The sequence below is a fragment of the Cupriavidus sp. GW823-FHT07B10 genome, from assembly GCF_058794355.1.
In genome coordinates, this window is sequence record NZ_JBXAGS010000006.1 from 196,712 (window position 1) to 214,958 (window position 18,247).

Consider the following 18,247-nt stretch of genomic DNA (forward strand, 5'->3'; position numbering starts at 1 on the left):
GGCTATGGTTTGGCCTTGTAGGGCAGCCGCTCGAACCGGCCCTTCTGCAGCTTCGAGTACGTGAAGCCGGCCAGCGTCATGCCGCCCATGTCGGGCGCGGCGAAGTCGTAGCCGCTGGTGACGCCCTGGTAAGGCCGGCGCAACGCGCTGCACAGCTTGTCGCCCGGCGCATCGGCACCGGCCGCCTTCAGGCCCGCGGCCAAGGCCATGACCGCATCCCAGCCCACCGCCGAGAAATGCTTGGGCAGCTTGCCGTACTCCTTGCGGAAGGCCTCGACGAATTCCTTCTGTCCCGGCAGCGGGTCTTCGGACACGATGAACTCGGGATGGATGATGTTGTCCGCGGCCTCGCCCATGGCCTTGACGGTCTCGTAGGTAGCCGTGCCATGCACGGAGATGATGGGAACGCCGACCTTCAGCTGGCGCACGTTGCGGAACGGCGCGGGCGAGGTCGAGATGACGATGATGGCATCCGGCGTGGCCGCCTTGATCTTGGCCGCCTGCGTGGTGACATCGGTGGCGGCGATCTCGAACTTCTCCACCTGTATGAAGCTGACGCCGTACTCGCGATCCAGCGTCTTCAGGCTGGTCCATACCACCTGCCCGTAGCCCGAGTCATGCAGCACGCCGACGCGCTTCAGGCCGTTGTCGCGCGCATAGGCCAGCACGGCACGCGCGTTGAGCTCCTGCGACGGCGTCAGGTGGAACACGCAATGGCGTTCGCGCTCCACCGCGGGCCCCAGTCCCGAGAACGAGAACAGTGGCACCTTCTGCGCCTGTGTGATGCCGCCGATGGCAACCGTCTGGGCAATGCCCGATGGCCCGACGATGGCGCGAACCTTGTGTGTATGGAGCAGCGCGTTCGCCTTGGCGACGGCGGAATCCGGGCTGGAGCCGTCGTCTTCGACAATCATTTCCAGCGGCCGTCCGCCAATTCCCCCACGGGCGTTGACGACCTTCTGCGCCAGCAGCGCGCCTTCGCGCTCGGCCTGGCCCACGGCGGCAAGGCCGCCGGTGATCGAGAACAGGCCGCCGATGCGGACCGGTTCGGCGCCGGGCTTGCCCTGGGCCAGCACCGGCGGCATCGCCAGGACCAGGGCAAGCCCGGCGGCGGCAAACAGGGCGCGTGGCGCCCGGGTGATCGGGTTGTGGTTCATGTCTCCGTCCTTGTTGTAGGTATCGGGTTGGCCCGATTACACTGCGCCGGGCACGCCTGCCCACTCGAGCACATCGGCCAGCGCGGCGATGTCGAGATGGCCCTGCCGGCGCTGCTGCATCAGCGCCAGGTATTGCCGCACCAGCGACGACATCGGCAGCGCGACCGCGTTGTCGCGGGCCACCGCCAATGCCAGGTCGAGGTCCTTCACCACCAGCGAGATCGGGCCGACGGCGGCGTAGTCGCGCTGCTTGAGCTGCTCTGCCTTGGTGCGGTAGTGGGCGCTGCCGACGATGCTGTCGTTGATCGCATCGACCATCAGCGCGCGGTCCAGCCCGGCGCGCGCGCCGAAGGCCAGCCCTTCGCCGATCACCGCGGTGCTCATGAACACCATCATGTTGATCATCAGCTTGATGACGCGGGCCTCGTCCGCGCCGCCCACGTATGACTGGCGCGCGGTCAGGCACGCGAGGACGGGCTGCACCGCGTCGAAGGCCGGCTGCGGCCCGGACACGAAACAGCTCAGCTGCGCGCTCGCCGCCAGCGATACCGTGCCCGACACCGGCGCGCGCAGAAAAGCGGCGCCGCGCCGCGCGAGCGCGGCAGCCACCTCTGCCGAGGCATTGGGCGAGACCGTGCTCATGTCGACAAAGACCTTGTCCGCCGTCGCGGCGCCGGCAACGCCGCCGGAGGCCAGGAACAGGTCGCGCAGCCCGCCATCGTCAAAGATCGTTGAGAACACCACATCCGAGTCCGCCACCAGTGCCTGCGCGGCAGGCGCCACTGCCGCCCCTGCAGCGGCCACCGCCTCGCACTGCGCCGGCACGCGGTCAAAGACCGTGAGCCGGTAGCCGGCTTTCAGCAGGTTCAGGCACATCGGTCGGCCCATGGCACCAACGCCGATCCATCCAAGCCGCGGTGATTGCACCGCGTGCGCGTTGCTTGTGTTGATCATGGCCCGCCCCCCTACTCGACCCTGACGCCGGACAGCTCGACCAGCTTGCGCGTCTGGCGCGTCTGCGTCTCGATGTACTGCGAGAACTGCGCCGGGCTCAGCTTCATCGGCACCATCCCCTGCGCGGCGAAGTGCTTCTCGACGAAGTCCTTGTCGTCCAGGATCTCGCGGATGGTGGCGTTCAGCTTGTCGACCACCGCGCGCGGCACCTTGGCCGGGGCCAGCACGCCGTAGACGGCCGAGATGTCCATGTCCTTGTAGCCGGCCTCGGCAAAGGTGGGCACCTGCGGCAGCGCGCGCGTGCGCTTGTCGCCGCTGACGGCGAGCACCTTGAGTTTCTTTGCCGCAACAAAGCTCTGGATCGTCGGCAGCGCCGGGAAGGTCATCAGGATCTGGCCGCCGACGACGTCTGCCACCGCCGGCGCCGAGCCCTTGTACGGCACGTGGACCAGGTCGGTGCCGGCCAGCTTGTTGAACAGCGCGCCCATCAGGTGCGGCTGGCTGCCGCTGCCGAACGAGCCGTAGCTGAGGGCTTGCGGACGGCCCTTGGCATATGCGGCCAGGTCCTTGACGCTGTCCACCGGCAGGCTGCCCGAGACGGCCATGACGAGCGGCACGTAGCCGATCGTCGCCACCGGGGCAAAGTCGCGCGCGACGTTGTACGACACCGACGGCAGCACCACCGGGTTGAGCACGAAGGTGGCATCGTTGGTCAGCAGCAGCGTGTAGCCGTCGGGCTGCGCCTTGGCCACTGCGTCGGCGCCGATCACGGTATTGGCGCCGCTCTTGTTTTCCACCACCACCGGCTGGCCCAGCTTCTCGGACATGCGCTGCGCCAGTTGCCTGGCGATGATGTCGGTGGTTCCGCCCGGTGCGTAAGGCACCACCATGCGGATCGGCTGCGCGGGATAGGTCTGCGCCAGTGCGGCGCCCGTGCCTGCCAGGCAGGCCAGGCCGAAGGCTGCGGCACGCAGCGCGTGGGTCGTATGAAATTGCCAGGACATAGGGTCTCCATCCATTGTCTGTGTCGACGGTGCCGGCTCGGACGGCCGGCTGCCGTCAGGGGATCATTCAGTCAAAGAGCCAGGGCTCCAATTGCCGCCGCGCCTGCTCGTAATCCCGGATCTGCCCGGCATGGCGCAGCGCCAGCGCGATATCGTCCAGGCCGTTCAGCAGGCAGTGCTGCTTGAACGGATCCAGCGTGAAGGCAATGGCCTCGCCCGACGGCGTCACCACCTGCAGCGCGGCCAGGTCCACCTGCAGCCGGTAGCCCGGCGTGGCCGCGGTCTCGGCGAACAGGCGCTCGACCACGTCCGGCGCCGCCACGATCGGCAGCAGGCCGTTCTTCAGGCAGTTGTTGTAGAAGATGTCGGCAAAGCTGGGCGCGATCAGCGCGCGCAGGCCGAAGTCCTCCAGCGCCCACGGCGCATGCTCGCGCGATGAGCCGCAACCGAAGTTCTCGCGCGCCAGCAGGATCGAGGCGCCGCGGTAGCGCGGCTGGTTCAGCACGAAATCCGGGTTGAGGGGCCGGCTGCTGCAGTCCTGTCCGGGCTCGCCGTGGTCCAGGTAGCGCCAGTCGTCGAACAGGTAGGGGCCGAAGCCGCTGCGCCGGATCGACTTCAGGAACTGCTTGGGCAGGATGGCGTCGGTATCGACATTGGCTCGGTCCAGCGGCGCCACCAGGCCGTCCAGCGTAGTAAAGGCTCTCATTGCTCGGTTTCCTCCGGTGGTCTACAGCGAGCGCACATCGATGAAGTGGCCCGCCACCGCGGCCGCGGCCGCCATCTGCGGGCTGACCAGGTGGGTACGCCCGCCCGGCCCCTGCCTGCCTTCGAAGTTGCGGTTGGAAGTGGAAGCGCAGCGTTCGCCGGCCGCCAGGCGGTCATCGTTCATGCCCAGGCACATCGAGCAGCCCGGTTCGCGCCATTCGAAGCCGGCGGCGATGAACACCTGGTCCAGCCCCTCGGCCTCGGCCTGCGACTTGACCAGCCCGGAGCCCGGTACCGCCAGCGCCTGCCTGATGCGCGGCGAGACATGGCGCCCGCGCAGCACCGCCGCCGCGGCGCGCAGGTCTTCCAGGCGCGCATTGGTGCATGAGCCGATGAATACCTTGTCCAGCGCGACCGCCTCGATCGGCGTATTCGGCAGCAGGCCCATGTAGTCCAGCGCCTGCTCGATGCTCTTGCGCCGCACCGGGTCGCGCTCGTCGCGCGGATCGGGAACGCGCTCGCTGACGGCCACCACCATTTCCGGCGAGGTGCCCCAGGTCACGTGCGGGCGGATCGCGGTGGCATCCAGCTCCACCACGGCATCGAAGGCGGCGCCCGGATCGCTGCGCAGCGTGCGCCAGTAGCCGGTGGCGGCGTCCCACATCGCACCGGCCGGTGCTTGCGGGCGGCCGTCCAGGTAGGCCAGCGTGGTTTCATCCACCGCCACCATGCCGGCGCGCGCGCCCGCTTCGATCGCCATGTTGCACACGGTCATGCGCGCCTCCATGCTGAGGCCGCGGATCGTGCTGCCGGCAAACTCGATCACGTGGCCGGTGGCGCCGGCGGTGCCGATGCGGCCGATCAGCGCCAGCGCGATGTCCTTGGCGGACACGCCACGGGGCAGCTCGCCGTCCACCCGCACCAGCATCGACCTGGGCTTCTTCATCCACAGGCATTGCGCGGCCAGCACCTGCTCCACTTCGGAGGTGCCGATGCCGAACGCAAACGCTGCGAACGCGCCGTGTGTTGACGTGTGCGAGTCGCCGCAGGCAATGCTCATGCCGGGCAAGGTGGCGCCGCGCTCCGGACCGACCACGTGCAGGATGCCCTGGCGCGGATCGTCCATGCCGAAATTGACGATGCCGGTGTCTGCGCAGTTCTGGTCCAGGGCCTCGACCTGCGCGCGGCTGACGGGATCGGCAATGCCCAGCTTGCGCGCGGTGGTCGGCACGTTGTGGTCGGCCGTTGCCAGCACGGAAGCGGCGCGCCACACCTTGCGCGCGTTCAGGCGCAGGCCTTCGAAGGCCTGCGGGCTGGTCACCTCGTTGACCAGGTGGCGGTCGATATAGATCAGCGCGGGTCCGTCCGGCTCCTGGTGGATCACGTGGCTGGCCCAGAGCTTGTCGAGCAGGCTCGCCGGGCGGTCGGGTTCAGTCATGGGGGTCTCTCCTTGTATTTCTCGTGGCGGACGCGGGTTACCTTGCGCCCACCCACTCAGGCACCGGATGCAGCTCGGTGGTCTTGCCGGCCTTGACCACCTGCCCGGAAATATCGTGTCCGACCAGCGCCGGCAGCTCGCGCGCCGCGCCGAGCAGCCGGTCCAGGTCGACACCGGTGTCGATGCCGGAAGACTCCAGCATGTGCACCAGGTCTTCCGTGCAGATGTTGCCGGTCGCGCCCGGCGCAAAGGGGCAGCCGCCCAGCCCGCCCAGCGACGCATCGAAACTGTCCACGCCCGCCGCCAGGCCGGCCAGCACATTGGCCAGGCCCATGCCGCGCGTGTTGTGGAAATGCAGGGTCAGCGGCACGCCCGGGAACCAGCGCAGGAACGCCTCGACCAGCTTGCTCACCTGGCGCGGGTCGGCCATGCCGGTGGTATCGGCCAGCGTGATGCTGTCCATGCCCAGGTCCAGGTAGCGGCCCGCGGCCCACTTCACCCGTTCCGGCGCGATCTCGCCTTCGAACGGGCAGCCGAACGCAGTCGCCACGCAGCCGCTGACGGCCAGCTCGGCCGACTGCGCCAGCTGCATCACGCCGCGGAACTGCTCCAGCGACTGGTCGCAGGTCATGCGCATGTTGGCCAGGTTGTGCGTCTCGCTGGCGGACATCACCAGGTTGATCTCGTCGAGGTCGCACTCCAGTGCGCGCTCGCAGCCGCGCGCATTGGGCACCAGCGCGGTGTAGACCACGTCCCGTTGGCGGCGGATGCCTTTCGCGACCGCCTCTGCATCGCGCAGGTTCGGGATCGCCTTGGGCGAGACAAACGAGGTGATCTCGATCCTGGCCAGGCCGCTTTCCGAGAGGCGGTCGATCAGCGCGATCTTCTGTTCGGTGGGGACGAATTCCGGCTCGATCTGGAAGCCGTCGCGCACGGACACTTCATTGATGCGCACGCGCCGGGGGGCGTTAGGAAGCCACATGGTTCTTTCCTTTCTTTCCTTTTCGTTGGGGCGGGCTCAGACCACGCCGGCGGCGCGCAGCGCGCGCAGCTCGTCGCCGGCAATACCGATGCCCGCCAGGATCTCTTCGGTGTGCTGGCCCAGTTCGGGGCCGATCCACCTGGTGCGCCCCGGGGTCCCGCTGAGCTTGGGCACGATGCCGGACAGCTCCAGCGGCGAGCCATCCGGCAACTGGTGCGGCTCGATCATGTCGCGCGCGCGGTAGTGCGCGTCGCTGCTGATCTCCGCCGCGGTGTAGATCTTTCCGCAGGGCACGGCCGCGGCTTCCAGCGTTGCCAGCACTGCGTCGAGGTCATGCGCGGAGGTCCACGCGGTGATGGCGTCGTCGAGCATGGCGTTGTGCTGCACGCGCCCGTCGTTGTGCGCCAGGCGCGGGTCTTGGCCCAGGTCGTCGCGGCCGATGGCGGCCATGAAGCGCCGGAAGATGGCGTCGCCGTTGCCGGCAATGATCACGTACTGGCCGTCCTGGCACGGATACGTATTCGACGGCGAGATGCCCGGCAGGCTGGCGCCCGAACGCTCGCGCACATGGCCGAACTTGGCGTACTCCGGCACCAGGCTCTCCATCACGGCAAAGACCGACTCATAGAGCGCCACGTCGACAAACTGCCCTTCGCCCTGGTTGGCGCGCAGGTGGTGCATGGCCAGCAAGGCGCCGATGACGCCATACAGCGATGCCAGCGTGTCGCCGATGCTCACGCCCGAGCGCACCGGCGGCCGGTCGGGATAGCCGCTGACATAGCGCAGCCCGCCCATCGATTCCGCAATCGCGGCAAAGCCGGGGCGGTCCTTGTAGGGTCCGGTCTGGCCGTAGCCGGAGATACGCACCATGACCAGCGCGGGGTTCACCTTGCGCAGGTCCTCCCAGCCCAGGCCCCATTTCTCGAGCGTGCCGGGGCGGAAGTTCTCGATCACGATATCGGCTTCGGTGACCAGCTTGCGCACGATCTCCTGGCCCTGCGCCGAACGCAGGTCCAGCGTCAGCGACTTCTTGTTGCGGCTCTGGCTATACCACCAGAGCGAGGTGCCTTCATACAGCTTGCGCCACTTGCGCAGCGGGTCGCCGTCCTTGGGCGATTCGATCTTCAGCACTTCGGCGCCGAACTGCGCGAGCAGTCCGCCCGCATACGGGCCTGCGATCAGCGAGCCGAGTTCGATCACGCGGACGCCCTGCAGCGGCATCGTTCCGTTGTTCGCTTCGTTAGCCATGGCGGTTTGCTGCTCCTGTGGATACGGTGGTCTGTGATGCAAGATTGGAAGAACCCGCGCGCGCGGTAAAGCAACCATTGGCGAGCCCGCCATCGCGAAAAACGATGGCAGCGCTGGCGCGCTATTCATCCTCGCGCAGCCGGTCCACCAGCAGCCGCGCCACCGCGGACAGGCCCTCATACGCACGCACGCCGATCACCAGCTGGCGCGCGGCCCACGCTTCATCGAGCGCGACGGTGCGGATGCCAAGGGTCTGCTGGTAAGGCCCGGCACTGGACCTGGGCAGGATTCCCAGGCCCAGTCCCGCCTGCACCATCAGACACAGCGCGTCGTAGCCGGGCACGTGGATGCGCGGCTTGAACACGCGGCCGGCCTCGCTGGCAGCCTTGGCCAGCTGCAGGTGGATCTGGCTGCCTGCGTGCAGGCTGACGAAGTCGTAGTCGAAGGCCTCGCGGATGGTCACCGAGTGCCGCCCGGCCAGCGGATGCGCGCCGGGCACCACCACGACCAGTTCGTCGCGCCGGTAGGGGAACGTCTCCAGCTCCGCACCCACCGCGCCCGCGGTGAAGATGCCGATGTCCGCGGCGTTCTCGGCCACCGCGCGCACGATGGCGGTGCTGACGCGCTCTTCCAGGTGCACGTCGATCAGCGGGTACTCGGCCAGGAACGACTTGAGCTGCGCCGGCAGGAACTGCGTGATGGCCGAGATATTGGCCATCACCCTCACCTGCCCGCGCAAGCCGCCGCCGTAGTCGCGCATGCGCACCAGGATGTCATCGAGGTTGTGCAGCACGCCGCGCGCCAGGTGCGCCAGCTCCATCCCGGCCATGGTCGGCTGCACGCCCTTGTTGCTGCGCATCAGCAAGGCCGTGCCCAGCCCCTGCTCCAGTTCGCTCACGCGCTTGCTGACCGCGGCCGCGGCAAGGTGCGCGTGCTCCGCCGCCGCGGCGATGGAGCCGGTTTCGGCCACGGCGACAAACAGGCGCAGCGAAGTGGGGTCGAGTCTCATGATGCGATGTCTCCCGGATCCGGTGGCCTGCGATGGCCCCGGCCCTTGTGTTGCATGCGGTCCGTTGCGGCTAAAATACGGCCATGACCTCCGCCGCCAAACCGTCCGCCCCCGTCGACAACGACGCTCCGCCGAAGCTCGAGGAAGGCCACCGCGACTACGTCGCGGCGCTGGCGCGTGGCCTGGCGGTGATCCAGGCCTTTACCGAGACCACGCCGGAACTGACGCTGAGCGAAGTGGCGCAGGCCACCGGCATGACGCCCGCGACCGCGCGCCGCGCGCTGCTGACGCTGCAGGCGCTGGGCTATATCGGCGCCAACGGCCGCCGCTTCGTGCTGCTGCCCAAGGTGCTGTCGCTGGGCGCCGCCTTCCTCAGCTCGATGAACCTGCGCGACATCGTGCAGCCGTTCCTGCAGGAGGTGGCCGAGCGCTTCCGCGATTCGGTCTCGCTTGCCATCCTCGACGGCGACAGCGTGGTCTACCTGGCGCATGTGCCCAGCCGCCGGCGCATCGCCTTCCGGGCTTCGGTGGGTTACCGGCTGCCGGTCCATTGCACCTCCCTTGGCCTGGCCTTGCTGGCGCACGCGCCCAAGGCCCAGCAGAACAAGATCCTCGACAAGGCGCCATTCCAGAAATTCACCCCGCTGACACTCAGCGATGCCGACGCGCTGCGCGCGGCGCTGGCACGCGCGCTCGAGCAGGGCTATGCCATCCAGGACAGCCAGCTGGAGCTGGGCGTGCTGTCGATCGCCGTGCCGGTGCGTGACCCGCAACAGCGCGTGATCGCCGCCATCAACTGCTCCACCGAAACCGAGCGCACCAGCCCGGACGAACTGGTCGCCACCCGGCTGCCGGCGCTGCGCGAAGCCGCCGCGTCGATCGAGGCGGCGATCCGGCGCGCACCGGCGCTGGCGCACTCCATTACCGCCGCCTCCTGAGCGGCCTCGCGCGCCGGCTTACTGCGCCGTTTCAGGCTGCAGCACGATATCCAGGTTGACCAGCTGGTAGCCGTCGCGCTCCGGGTGCGGCAGCGCGTCGACGATGTGGTCGTCGATGGTTGAGAAGATGCAGTCGACCGGATTGGCCGGATCACCGGCGAAATACAGCTGCGACGTCAGGTTCCGGTAGCCTGGCTGCATCACCCGGTAGTGGATGTGCGGCGCGCGCTGCCGGTTGCGGCCCAGCCGCTTCATCAGCACGCCCACTTCGGTATCCTCGCGGCCGATGATGTAGCCACCCGGGCGGATGGTGAACACCTGGAAGCTGCCATCGGCCTCGCAACGCAGCTTGCCGCGCAGGTTGTCTTCCGACTGCGAGTCATCTTCGTTCTCATAGCGGCCGAACTGGTTGGGCTGCCATACGATCATCATCGCGCCCGGTACCGGCTTGCCGGTGGCGGCATCCAGCACGCGGCCGCGCACCTCCAGCCGCTGGCCAGGCTCGTCGTCGGTGGCGATATGGCATGGGTTGGAGCCTTCGGCGATCTCGTCCTTGGGGAACGGACCGGTCACGTTCTGCGGCGTGGCGTGGTCATCGGTGCGTGCCAGGTCCAGCGCGCGCATGGTCAGGCCCATCATGTCGCACAGCATGATCAGTTCATCCTGCTGGGCCACCTTGCCTATCCAGGTGGCGATCCGGTAGAGCTGCCGGTCGGTCAGCTTCAGTTCGTCCAGCATGGCGTGGAAGTGCTTCAGCGCCACGCGGAACTGCGCCTGCAGGACCGGGTCCGCGCCGGGCGCATCGCTGCACATGGCATCGAAGGCGCGTTGCAGGGTGTAGTTGTCGGGGTTGTTCATCGCTGTCTCCGGTGATTCTGTGTCAGTGGCTGGCGGCGGCCATGTCGATGGCGCGGGCGAACAGGGTTCCATCCGCTTTCAGCTTGTGCTTGGCCGGCTTGTGCGTAGGGGTGTGCGGAATGGCATCCACGGCGACGACATAGCGCGGCAGCTTGTGCACGGCCAGCCGGTCCCGAGCCCAGGCGAGCAACTCGCCCGGCTCGACCGACTGCCCGGGGCGGAACTGCACCGCCAGCAGGATCTCTTCTTCGCCCAGGTCCGCCGGCACGCCGATGGCCGCCGCTTCCTCGACTGCGGGGTGCTCGCCGAAGATGCGGTCGAGCTCGGCACCGGACACGTTCTCGCCCTTGCAGCGGATCACGTCCTTCTTGCGCGCGACGAACACGTAGTAGCCATCGCTGTCCTGGCGCACCAGGTCGCCGGTGGCGAACCACCCGTCGCGGAACGCGGCCTCGGTCTGCACGGCGTCGCGGTAGTAGCCCTGCATCAGCGTCGGGGTGCGGATCAGCAGTTCGCCCGCGGCGCCGGGTGCCACGTCGTGGCCGTCGTCATCGACGATGCGCGCCTCGGGCACCGGCACGGCCGGGTCCGGGTGCGGCGAGATCAGGCCCATGGTGCCGAGCTTGTGCGGGCCGTTGAACGGATTGGCGATGACGCCGGGGATTTCCGTCATGCCGTAGCACTCGATCAGGCGCGGCACGTGGAATTCCTGCTTCATCACCCGCACCATCTCCTGGGTCTGCGGCGCAATGAACATCTTGGTAATGCGATGGCCCGGCACGAATTCCGCGCGCGGGCGCCGCGCCAGGATGCTGCCGGCGGCGGCCACCAGGTTGACCTCGGTCGCGCCGCTCTCGGCCGCGAAGCGCCAGAACGACGAGGCCGAGAAACGGCGCATCAGCACCAGGCAGCCGCCGCAGGCCAGCGCCCCGCCCACCGAATACATCAGTGCATTGATATGGAACAGCGGCATCACGCACATCACGCGCTCGTCCGGCTGCAAGTGCAGGCGGCCGACAAAGGCCTCGGCGGTCAGCACGTAGCCGCGATGGCTGTGCATGGCGCCCTTGGGAAAGCCGGTGGTGCCTGAGGTGTAGATGATCAGGGCGGTGCTGCGGTCGCTGTCGACGCCCGGGGCAGCGTTGGCCGGCTGCGCCGCATGCGCCGCGATCGATGCGGCCAGCGTCGGCACGCCGTGATCGCCATCCTCGTTGGCGCGCAGCCAGACGTCACCGCCCAGGTCCGCGGCCACGGCGGCGCCGGTCGCCAGCGTGCCGGGCGCGCACACCAGGCCGCACACCTGCGCGTGCCGGAATACATACAGCGCCTCGTCGAGCCGGTACTCGGGATTGGCCGGCACCATGGTCGCGCCGATACGGGCCAGCGCGAACATCAGCACCACGGTGGACGGATGGTTGGTCGAGAGCACGCCGACACGGTCGCCGGGTCCGACTTGCATCGCCTGCGCCAGCCAGTCCGCGGTGAGGCCGATCCGTTGGTCGAGCTGGCGATAGCTCCAGGTCTCGCCCTCGAACACAAGCGCCGGCTTGTCCGGGTGCGCCGCCACGCGGGCGGCAAGGAAACCGGTGAGCGTGGCATCGTGGGCGCGGTACTGCCTGAGCACATCGAGCGGCGCCACCAGCGCGTCGCCGGCAGGGAGTGCGGGCGGCTTCATGATGCTTGCGCCGGCGCGGCGCTGTAGGTGATGGCGTGTTCGGCGGCGTCGGCCAGGATAAAGCCGATGGGTTGCGCGCGCTCTTCCTGCAGGTGGGCGATCAGGCTCGCCACGCGGGCCAGCATCGATACGCCCTTGAGCGCGCTGGCGGGATAGCCGGCATCGAGCAGCACCGCGGGGATCGCGCCCGACACATTGAGCGGCAAGGCCTTGCTGTAGTGCTCGGGGACCGCCGCGGCCACCGCCTCGAGCGCGGCGACGTGGTCGCCCGCGATGCCGAGTTCACGCGCGAATGCCAGCAGGCGGTGCGCGCGCGGATCGCCCTGCTTGTGCGTGGGATGGCCGAAGCCCGGCAGCGGCTGCCGCGCCTGCCGCAAGGCCCGCACCACCGCGTGCGCGCTGTCTGCCAGCGTGCCGGCGTCCCGGCCGGCCAGCACTTGCGCCAGCATCTGCCCGGCGGTTTCCGAGGCCCCCAGGATCACCGAGCCGCAGCCCAGCACGCCCGCGGCCACCGCGCCCTGCAGGGCGTCGGGGGCGGCGGCGAGCGTCATGCGCGCGGCCTGCACCGAGGGCACCAGTCCGTGTTCGGCAATGGCGACCAGGCAGGCATCGGTGATGGCCACCAGCTTTTCGTCCGGCTGGCGGCCGGTAAGCAGGAACAGAAAGTAGGCCGTAAAGCCGATCTTGCCGATCAGTTCCTGGCTGAGATCCTTGCCATGCACCGACACCCCGTGGAGGTCCACATGGGCAATGGCGGTGTGGCCGGTGCGTTTGGCATCCGTCACGTTGTCTCCTATTTTTGCGCTATGCGCAATCTAATGCGGTATACGAATTATTCTAGGGCGTGCCACAGTGCATTGCAAGGTCGGGAATACCTGCACCGGGAGCCAGCCGGCACTGCGCCAGGCGCAGCGCCGGCACATCATCAGGCACGGTCCGACGGATCGGTCTCGCCGATCCGGGCGAGCGCGCCATCGGTGAAGGGATCGACCTCGCGTACCGCGCCGTCCAGATACGGATCGGCCTTGCGCGCTGCGACCTTGCGGAACTGCTCGTCCACCAGCCGGCCCGGCTGCGAACGCTGCGCCGACCCGGCCGAGGGGATCGAGCCATGTGCCGCACGTGCGCCATCTGTATAGACATCGGGCGACCGCACCGCGGCCTGGGCCGCCGAAGCCATCACCAGCACCACTGCTGCGCCAAACATTGCCGTTTTCATCACTTGCTCCTGTTAAGCATCGAAGAGAAGAGCGACGGTTCTGGCCGGGGTCTGGGGTCCAGCCCTTCAGCGCGTCGCCCATGGTGGCAAATATAATTAAAACCGTACCGTATGGTATTCTTAAATTCGAAATGAGTCGTTCTGATTTATTGAAGCCATGAGCTTGTCACATGGGGAAACGCAGCAGCCTGCCGGCTTTTGGTAGACTGCGCAGGGCCCCCGGCATGGGGTGCGCCGCCACGCCTGCACCAGATGAACTCTCCAGAAAGCGCTTCCCCCCCTGTGGTCCACCACCCGCCCGTGCGCATCACGCGCCGCGGCGAAGAGAAACGCGCGCTGATCCTGAGCACCGCCGCGGACATGTTCCTGGAACATGGCTATGACGGCGTCAGCCTGGATGACATCGTCAAGGCGTGCGGCGGCTCCAAGACCAACGTGTACAGCTATTTCGGCGGCAAGGACGGACTCTTCGTCGCGGTGGTGGAGCGGCTATGCGACCGCTTCCTGGAGAAGACAGAGAAAGGACTGGACCTGTCGCGCTGCAACGCCGCGCAGGGCCTGCACAGGATTGCGCACAGCTTCCTGCATTCGCTGCTGGAAGAACGGCACCTGGCGTTCCTGCGGCTGATCTTTGCGGAGTCGCGGCGCTTTCCGGCGCTGGGCAATGCCTGGTACACGCGCGGCCCGGAGGCAACGTGCGCCTATATCGCGGCCTTCCTGTCCGCGCAGCAGGCCAACGGCATCCGTCTTGCGGCAAGTCCCGAGGCCAGCGCCCGGCTCTTCCACGGCATGGTGCTGGCCAGCGTGCTGCACCGGACGCTGGCAACCGGCATGCGGCCGGACGAAAGCGAGACCGGTGCGCTGATCAACAACGCCATCGCCGTGATCGTGCCGCAGGACTGAAATCGCAGCGCGGATCGCTCATCGCGCCGGGATGTCCGAGATGCCTTGAATGCGCGATCCTCTGGCACAAGGCATCTGATGGGCCAGAAAAACAAAAACCCCGGAAGACCGCGATCTTCCGGGGTTTCGCCGCCATGACTGGCGGAGACGGAGGGATTCGAACCCTCGATCCAGGTTTTGGCCCGGATGCTCCCTTAGCAGGGGAGTGCCTTCGACCTCTCGGCCACGTCTCCCAAACTTGCGTTGTGTGAGGGAGCCACACAACGAAGCGCGTATTCTAGCGGCGCCGCACGTGTTGGTCAACGAAAAATCGATCACTCAACACAAAAATCGCGGCCCCGCCAGAAGTGTTCACGAACGGATCACGCCTGTTCCAGTTCGAAGGCCTTGTGCAGCGCGCGCACGGCCAGTTCCATGTACTTCTCGTCGATCAGCACCGAGATCTTGATTTCCGAGGTGGAGATCATCTGGATGTTGATGCCCTCTTCCGACAGGGTGCGGAACATCTTGCTGGCGATGCCCACGTGCGAGCGCATGCCCACGCCCACCACCGACACCTTCGATACCTTCGGGTCGCCCGACACGCTGCCGGCGCCGATATGCGACTTCACGCCGTCGTTCAGGATGGCCAGCGCGCGCTGGTACTCGCCGCGCGGCACGGTGAAGGTGAAGTCGGTCTTGCCGTCGACGGACTGGTTCTGGATGATCATGTCGACGTCGATGTTGGCGTCGGCGACCGGGCCCAGGATCTGGTAGGCGATGCCCGGCTTGTCCGGCACGCCCAGAACGGTGATCTTGGCTTCGTCACGGGCAAAGGCGATGCCGGAGATGACGGCTGCTTCCATGGTGGAGTCTTCCTCAAAAGTGATCAGCGTGCCCGAGTGCATTTCCTGCTCGAGCGGCATAAGCGGGTCGGTCAGCGACGACAGCACGCGAGTCTTCACGCGGTACTTGCCGGCGAACTCCACGGAGCGGATCTGCAGCACCTTGGAGCCGAGGCTGGCCATTTCCAGCATTTCTTCGAAGGTGATCTGGTCCAGGCGGCGGGCGTCTTCGACCACGCGCGGGTCGGTGGTGTACACGCCGTCGACGTCGGTGTAGATCAGGCACTCGTCGGCTTCGATCGCGGCGGCGATGGCCACGGCCGAGGTGTCCGAGCCGCCACGGCCGAGGGTGGTGATGTTGCCGTCGTCGTCGATGCCCTGGAAGCCGGTGATCACGACCACGCGGCCGGCGTCGAGGTCGGCCAGGATGCGCTCGTCGTCGATCGATTCGATACGGGCCTTGGTATAGGCCGAGTCGGTCTTCACCGGCACTTGCCAGCCGGTGTAGCTGACCGCGTCAATGTCTTCGCCGTGCAGCGCGATGGCCAGCAGTGCCACGCTGGCCTGTTCGCCGGTCGAGGCGAGCATGTCCAGCTCACGCGGATTGGGCTGCGGCGAAATTTCCTTGGCGAGTCCCAACAGGCGATTGGTCTCGCCCGACATGGCCGAAGGCACCACGACTACGCGGTGACCGGCGCGGTGCCATTTGGCCACGCGCTTGGCGACATTCTTGATGCGTTCCGTGGAACCCATCGAAGTGCCGCCGTATTTGTGAACGATGAGAGCCATCTTCTTGTCGACGCCAGCGATTATGCAAAGCCCTTGAAAATACACGAACAAGCCCTGTCAGGCAAGGCGGGAGCGGGATTCGGCTGCAGAGCGGAAGTGATGCCGACGGCGATCCGGCCGCTTCAGTGCGGCGGCATCGCCACTGCCGGCGGCCGCGGATGCCACTCGACGCGCCAGCGCGGCGCCGCCGGGGCGTCCGGCCAGCGGCGGTGCATGCCGAGGCCGGCGGCCAGCACCAGGGTATCGCCAGACCACAGCAGCGGCAGCCAGGCGCGGCGCCAGGCCGGGATGCCGGCTTCCTGGCAGGCTTGCTTCAGGGCCCGGGCCGGACCGCCCGGGCGCAGCACGATACGCTCGCCGCCACTGCGGGCGGCCAGGCGCAAGGGCTGGCGCAGCGCCGCTTCGGGCACGCCGAAGGTGTCATCGCGGAAGAAATGGAGTTCGCCGCGCCAGGCGGGCACGACGATACGGGCCTCGCCGCGCCAGTCCAGCATCACGGGTGCCGGCGCGGCAATCGGTGGCGGCGTGCAGGCCAGCACGCGGTCGCGGAAGCGGCGCAGGACCAGCCCTTCATGCGCGATCGCGGGCTCGCCGCCAGCGTGGGCGACCAGTTGCTCGCGCATCGCCGCCAGCCTGGCGGTGGACGGCGCGCGCACGCCGAGGTCGCGCAGCCAGAAGCGCAGCACGGCATCGGCATGTGCCACGGGCAAGGCGCGCAGCCCTGCCAGGTCGAGTTCGGCAAGCGTGTCGGCATCGCGGCCGGGGCGTGCCAGCGCCGCCAGCGAGGCGGCTGCCAGTTCATCGATCAGTGCGCCTGCCTGGGCGAAATGCGCTGCCGCCTGCACCACGTTGGCCGACAACGCCGGAAAGGCCGCGACCAGCGCCGGCAGGTGCGCGCGCAAGGCATTGCGCGCATAGCGCTCATCGGCATTGGACGGGTCGTCGACCCATTGCAGCGCGTTGGCCGCGCAGTAGGCCTCGATCTCGGCGCGGGCCACATCCAGCCAGGGGCGCAGCAGCGTCACGCCGCTGCGCTCGTCGAGCGGGCGCAGCCCTGGCATGCCGGCCATGCCGGCCACGCCGGCGCCGCGGAACAGCCGCAGCAGCACGGTCTCAACCTGGTCGTCCTGGTGGTGGGCAAACAGCAGCAGGCGCGCGCCGCTATCGGCGCACATCGCCGCCAGCGCGGCGTAGCGCGCGCGGCGCGCGGCCGCTTCCACGCCCTCGCCCACTTCGGGCTGCACCGACACCCGCCGCACGAAATAGCCGACCTGCCACTGCGCGCACAGCGCGGCGCAGAAGCGGTCCCAGTCGTCCGCATCCGCCTGCAGGCCGTGGTGGACATGCAGCGCCACCACGCGCGCGCCAACGCCCCACTCCGCCGCGGCCGCACGGGCGGCATGCAGCAGCGCGACCGAATCGCGTCCGCCCGACAGGGCCACCGCGATCGTCGCCGCGCCCGTGCCGCCGCCAGAAACAACAAAGGCCGCACCGGCCTGGAGGGCCTGTGCGACCTTGTCGGTCAGCCGGGCGGACGGGTCAGTCCTGGGTGCCGGTTTCCTTGAACTTGCCATAGGCGAGCAGGCGCTCGTAGCGGCGGGCCTGCAGCTCCTTCACGCTCATGCCCTGGAACTGGCGCAGCGACTCGGCCAGCGAGCGCTTGAGCATCGCCGCCATGCCCTTGTAGTCACGGTGCGCGCCGCCCAGCGGCTCGCTCACGATCTTGTCGATCAGGCCCAGCGCCTTCAGGCGGTGCGCGGTCAGGCCCAGCGCCTCGGCGGCTTCCGGTGCCTTCTCGGCGGTCTTCCACAGGATCGAGGCGCAGCCTTCCGGCGAGATCACCGCGTAGGTGGCGAACTGCAGCATCTGCACCACGTCGCCCACGGCAATCGCCAGCGCGCCGCCCGAACCGCCTTCACCGATGATGGTGGCGATCAGGGGCACCTTCAGGCCGGCCATCACGTACAGGTTGTGGCCGATGGCTTCGGACTGGCCGCGCTCTTCGGCGTCGATGCCGGGGAATGCGCCCGGGGTGTCGACGAAGGTGAAGATCGGCAGGCCGAACTTGTCCGCCAGCTCCATCAGGCGCTTGGCCTTGCGGTAGCCCTCGGGCTTGGGCATGCCGAAATTGCGCATGGCGCGCTCTTTCGTATCACGGCCCTTCTGGTGGCCGATGACCATGCACGCCTGGCCGTTGAAGCGCGCCAGGCCGCCGATGATCGAAAGATCGTCGGCAAAGGTGCGGTCGCCGTGCAGCTCGTGGAAATCGGTAAAGATCTCGCGCACGTAGTCCAGCGTATAGGGACGCTGGGGGTGGCGGGCGATTTGCGCAACCTGCCACGGGGTCAGGTTGGCGTAGATGTCTTTGGTCAGCTGCTGGCTCTTGCCAGCCAGCCGCGAAATCTCTTCGGAAATATCAACAGCCGAATCGTCCTGCACAAAGCGCAGTTCTTCGATCTTTGCCTCGAGTTCGGCAATGGGCTGCTCAAAATCCAGGAAGGTGGTTTTCATAAAATCACACGTACCTGTCTGTGAAGGGGCGCA

Annotated in this window: 17 protein-coding genes and 1 tRNA gene; 2 read left to right on the forward strand and 16 right to left on the reverse strand. The window is 67.9% G+C overall.

What is annotated here, in order from left to right:
- Window positions 1-2 precede the first annotated feature (2 nt).
- The 8 genes from AC1Q6V_RS15415 to AC1Q6V_RS15450 form a co-directional block, all read right to left on the reverse strand.
- Window positions 3-1,157, reverse strand: a complete 1,155-nt coding sequence (locus tag AC1Q6V_RS15415) for an ABC transporter substrate-binding protein (RefSeq protein ID WP_010808945.1) — start codon at window positions 1,155-1,157, stop codon at window positions 3-5.
- Window positions 1,158-1,193: 36 nt separating this feature from the next.
- Window positions 1,194-2,111, reverse strand: a complete 918-nt coding sequence (locus AC1Q6V_RS15420; protein ID WP_454750151.1) for an NAD(P)-dependent oxidoreductase — start codon at window positions 2,109-2,111, stop codon at window positions 1,194-1,196.
- A gap of 11 nt (window positions 2,112-2,122) precedes the next feature.
- Window positions 2,123-3,115, reverse strand: a complete 993-nt coding sequence (locus tag AC1Q6V_RS15425) for a Bug family tripartite tricarboxylate transporter substrate binding protein (protein ID WP_010808947.1) — start codon at window positions 3,113-3,115, stop codon at window positions 2,123-2,125.
- Window positions 3,116-3,182: 67 nt separating this feature from the next.
- Window positions 3,183-3,821 carry a 3-isopropylmalate dehydratase small subunit gene (gene leuD / locus AC1Q6V_RS15430; RefSeq protein ID WP_011614948.1) on the reverse strand — a complete coding sequence of 213 codons (639 nt, stop codon included), beginning with the start codon at window positions 3,819-3,821 and terminating at the stop codon, window positions 3,183-3,185.
- 21 nt (window positions 3,822-3,842) lie between these two features.
- Complete coding sequence (gene leuC / locus AC1Q6V_RS15435; RefSeq protein WP_454750152.1) at window positions 3,843-5,258, reverse strand: 3-isopropylmalate dehydratase large subunit; 1,416 nt, start codon at window positions 5,256-5,258, stop codon at window positions 3,843-3,845.
- A 37-nt stretch (window positions 5,259-5,295) separates the two neighbouring features.
- Window positions 5,296-6,240 (reverse strand): hydroxymethylglutaryl-CoA lyase, encoded by a 945-nt coding sequence (locus tag AC1Q6V_RS15440; protein WP_454750153.1) that lies wholly within the window; start codon window positions 6,238-6,240, stop codon window positions 5,296-5,298.
- 36 nt (window positions 6,241-6,276) lie between these two features.
- The gene (locus AC1Q6V_RS15445) at window positions 6,277-7,488 is read right to left on the reverse strand and encodes a CaiB/BaiF CoA transferase family protein (RefSeq protein ID WP_454750154.1); all 1,212 of its coding nucleotides are present in this window, start codon (window positions 7,486-7,488) and stop codon (window positions 6,277-6,279) included.
- A 121-nt stretch (window positions 7,489-7,609) separates the two neighbouring features.
- The gene (locus tag AC1Q6V_RS15450) at window positions 7,610-8,497 is read right to left on the reverse strand and encodes a LysR family transcriptional regulator (protein WP_010808952.1); all 888 of its coding nucleotides are present in this window, start codon (window positions 8,495-8,497) and stop codon (window positions 7,610-7,612) included.
- An 83-nt stretch (window positions 8,498-8,580) separates the two neighbouring features.
- On the opposite strand from AC1Q6V_RS15450, the gene AC1Q6V_RS15455 reads away from it, so the two are divergent.
- Window positions 8,581-9,435, forward strand: coding sequence for an IclR family transcriptional regulator domain-containing protein (locus tag AC1Q6V_RS15455; protein WP_010808953.1), 855 nt, complete (start codon window positions 8,581-8,583; stop codon window positions 9,433-9,435).
- Between the two features lie 18 nt (window positions 9,436-9,453).
- Here AC1Q6V_RS15455 and AC1Q6V_RS15460 read toward each other — a convergent pair whose 3' ends face one another.
- The 4 genes from AC1Q6V_RS15460 to AC1Q6V_RS15475 all read right to left on the reverse strand — a co-directional run bounded on the left by AC1Q6V_RS15460 (window position 9,454) and on the right by AC1Q6V_RS15475 (window position 13,187).
- Complete coding sequence (locus AC1Q6V_RS15460) at window positions 9,454-10,293, reverse strand: dioxygenase family protein (RefSeq protein WP_011614945.1); 840 nt, start codon at window positions 10,291-10,293, stop codon at window positions 9,454-9,456.
- Between the two features lie 22 nt (window positions 10,294-10,315).
- Complete coding sequence (locus tag AC1Q6V_RS15465) at window positions 10,316-11,968, reverse strand: class I adenylate-forming enzyme family protein (protein WP_454750155.1); 1,653 nt, start codon at window positions 11,966-11,968, stop codon at window positions 10,316-10,318.
- Window positions 11,965-12,753, reverse strand: coding sequence for a citryl-CoA lyase (locus AC1Q6V_RS15470; protein ID WP_454750156.1), 789 nt, complete (start codon window positions 12,751-12,753; stop codon window positions 11,965-11,967). The genes AC1Q6V_RS15465 and AC1Q6V_RS15470 overlap by 4 nt, the downstream gene beginning before the upstream one ends.
- A 140-nt stretch (window positions 12,754-12,893) precedes the next feature.
- On the reverse strand, window positions 12,894-13,187 hold the full coding sequence (locus AC1Q6V_RS15475) for a hypothetical protein (protein ID WP_011614942.1): 294 nt from the start codon (window positions 13,185-13,187) through the stop codon (window positions 12,894-12,896).
- A gap of 252 nt (window positions 13,188-13,439) precedes the next feature.
- Here AC1Q6V_RS15475 and AC1Q6V_RS15480 point away from each other — a divergent pair, with 252 nt between their 5' ends.
- On the forward strand, window positions 13,440-14,090 hold the full coding sequence (locus AC1Q6V_RS15480; protein WP_051398466.1) for a TetR/AcrR family transcriptional regulator: 651 nt from the start codon (window positions 13,440-13,442) through the stop codon (window positions 14,088-14,090).
- A gap of 139 nt (window positions 14,091-14,229) precedes the next feature.
- Here AC1Q6V_RS15480 and AC1Q6V_RS15485 read toward each other — a convergent pair.
- The 4 genes from AC1Q6V_RS15485 to AC1Q6V_RS15500 all read right to left on the reverse strand — a co-directional run bounded on the left by AC1Q6V_RS15485 (window position 14,230) and on the right by AC1Q6V_RS15500 (window position 18,214).
- Window positions 14,230-14,323 (reverse strand) — tRNA-Ser (locus tag AC1Q6V_RS15485).
- Between the two features lie 129 nt (window positions 14,324-14,452).
- Complete coding sequence (locus tag AC1Q6V_RS15490; RefSeq protein WP_010808959.1) at window positions 14,453-15,703, reverse strand: aspartate kinase; 1,251 nt, start codon at window positions 15,701-15,703, stop codon at window positions 14,453-14,455.
- Window positions 15,704-15,825: 122 nt separating this feature from the next.
- The gene (gene tilS, locus AC1Q6V_RS15495) at window positions 15,826-17,277 is read right to left on the reverse strand and encodes a tRNA lysidine(34) synthetase TilS (RefSeq protein WP_369597125.1); all 1,452 of its coding nucleotides are present in this window, start codon (window positions 17,275-17,277) and stop codon (window positions 15,826-15,828) included.
- Entirely contained in the window at window positions 17,243-18,214 is a 972-nt protein-coding gene (locus AC1Q6V_RS15500) for an acetyl-CoA carboxylase carboxyltransferase subunit alpha (RefSeq protein ID WP_010808961.1), read from the reverse strand. The genes tilS and AC1Q6V_RS15500 overlap by 35 nt, the downstream gene beginning before the upstream one ends.
- Between the last annotated feature and the right edge of the window lie 33 nt (window positions 18,215-18,247).

Coding starts and splice junctions, on each gene's coding strand:
- AC1Q6V_RS15415 (WP_010808945.1), bottom strand. CDS start 1,157: ATGAACCACAACCCGATCACCCGGGCGCCACGCGCCCTGTTTGCCGCC.
- AC1Q6V_RS15420 (WP_454750151.1), bottom strand. CDS start 2,111: ATGATCAACACAAGCAACGCGCACGCGGTGCAATCACCGCGGCTTGGA.
- AC1Q6V_RS15425 (WP_010808947.1), bottom strand. CDS start 3,115: ATGTCCTGGCAATTTCATACGACCCACGCGCTGCGTGCCGCAGCCTTC.
- leuD (WP_011614948.1), bottom strand. CDS start 3,821: ATGAGAGCCTTTACTACGCTGGACGGCCTGGTGGCGCCGCTGGACCGA.
- leuC (WP_454750152.1), bottom strand. CDS start 5,258: ATGACTGAACCCGACCGCCCGGCGAGCCTGCTCGACAAGCTCTGGGCC.
- AC1Q6V_RS15440 (WP_454750153.1), bottom strand. CDS start 6,240: ATGTGGCTTCCTAACGCCCCCCGGCGCGTGCGCATCAATGAAGTGTCC.
- AC1Q6V_RS15445 (WP_454750154.1), bottom strand. CDS start 7,488: ATGGCTAACGAAGCGAACAACGGAACGATGCCGCTGCAGGGCGTCCGC.
- AC1Q6V_RS15450 (WP_010808952.1), bottom strand. CDS start 8,497: ATGAGACTCGACCCCACTTCGCTGCGCCTGTTTGTCGCCGTGGCCGAA.
- AC1Q6V_RS15455 (WP_010808953.1), top strand. CDS start 8,581: ATGACCTCCGCCGCCAAACCGTCCGCCCCCGTCGACAACGACGCTCCG.
- AC1Q6V_RS15460 (WP_011614945.1), bottom strand. CDS start 10,293: ATGAACAACCCCGACAACTACACCCTGCAACGCGCCTTCGATGCCATG.
- AC1Q6V_RS15465 (WP_454750155.1), bottom strand. CDS start 11,968: ATGAAGCCGCCCGCACTCCCTGCCGGCGACGCGCTGGTGGCGCCGCTC.
- AC1Q6V_RS15475 (WP_011614942.1), bottom strand. CDS start 13,187: ATGAAAACGGCAATGTTTGGCGCAGCAGTGGTGCTGGTGATGGCTTCG.
- AC1Q6V_RS15480 (WP_051398466.1), top strand. CDS start 13,440: ATGAACTCTCCAGAAAGCGCTTCCCCCCCTGTGGTCCACCACCCGCCC.
- AC1Q6V_RS15490 (WP_010808959.1), bottom strand. CDS start 15,703: ATGGCTCTCATCGTTCACAAATACGGCGGCACTTCGATGGGTTCCACG.
- tilS (WP_369597125.1), bottom strand. CDS start 17,277: ATGGCAAGTTCAAGGAAACCGGCACCCAGGACTGACCCGTCCGCCCGG.
- AC1Q6V_RS15500 (WP_010808961.1), bottom strand. CDS start 18,214: ATGAAAACCACCTTCCTGGATTTTGAGCAGCCCATTGCCGAACTCGAG.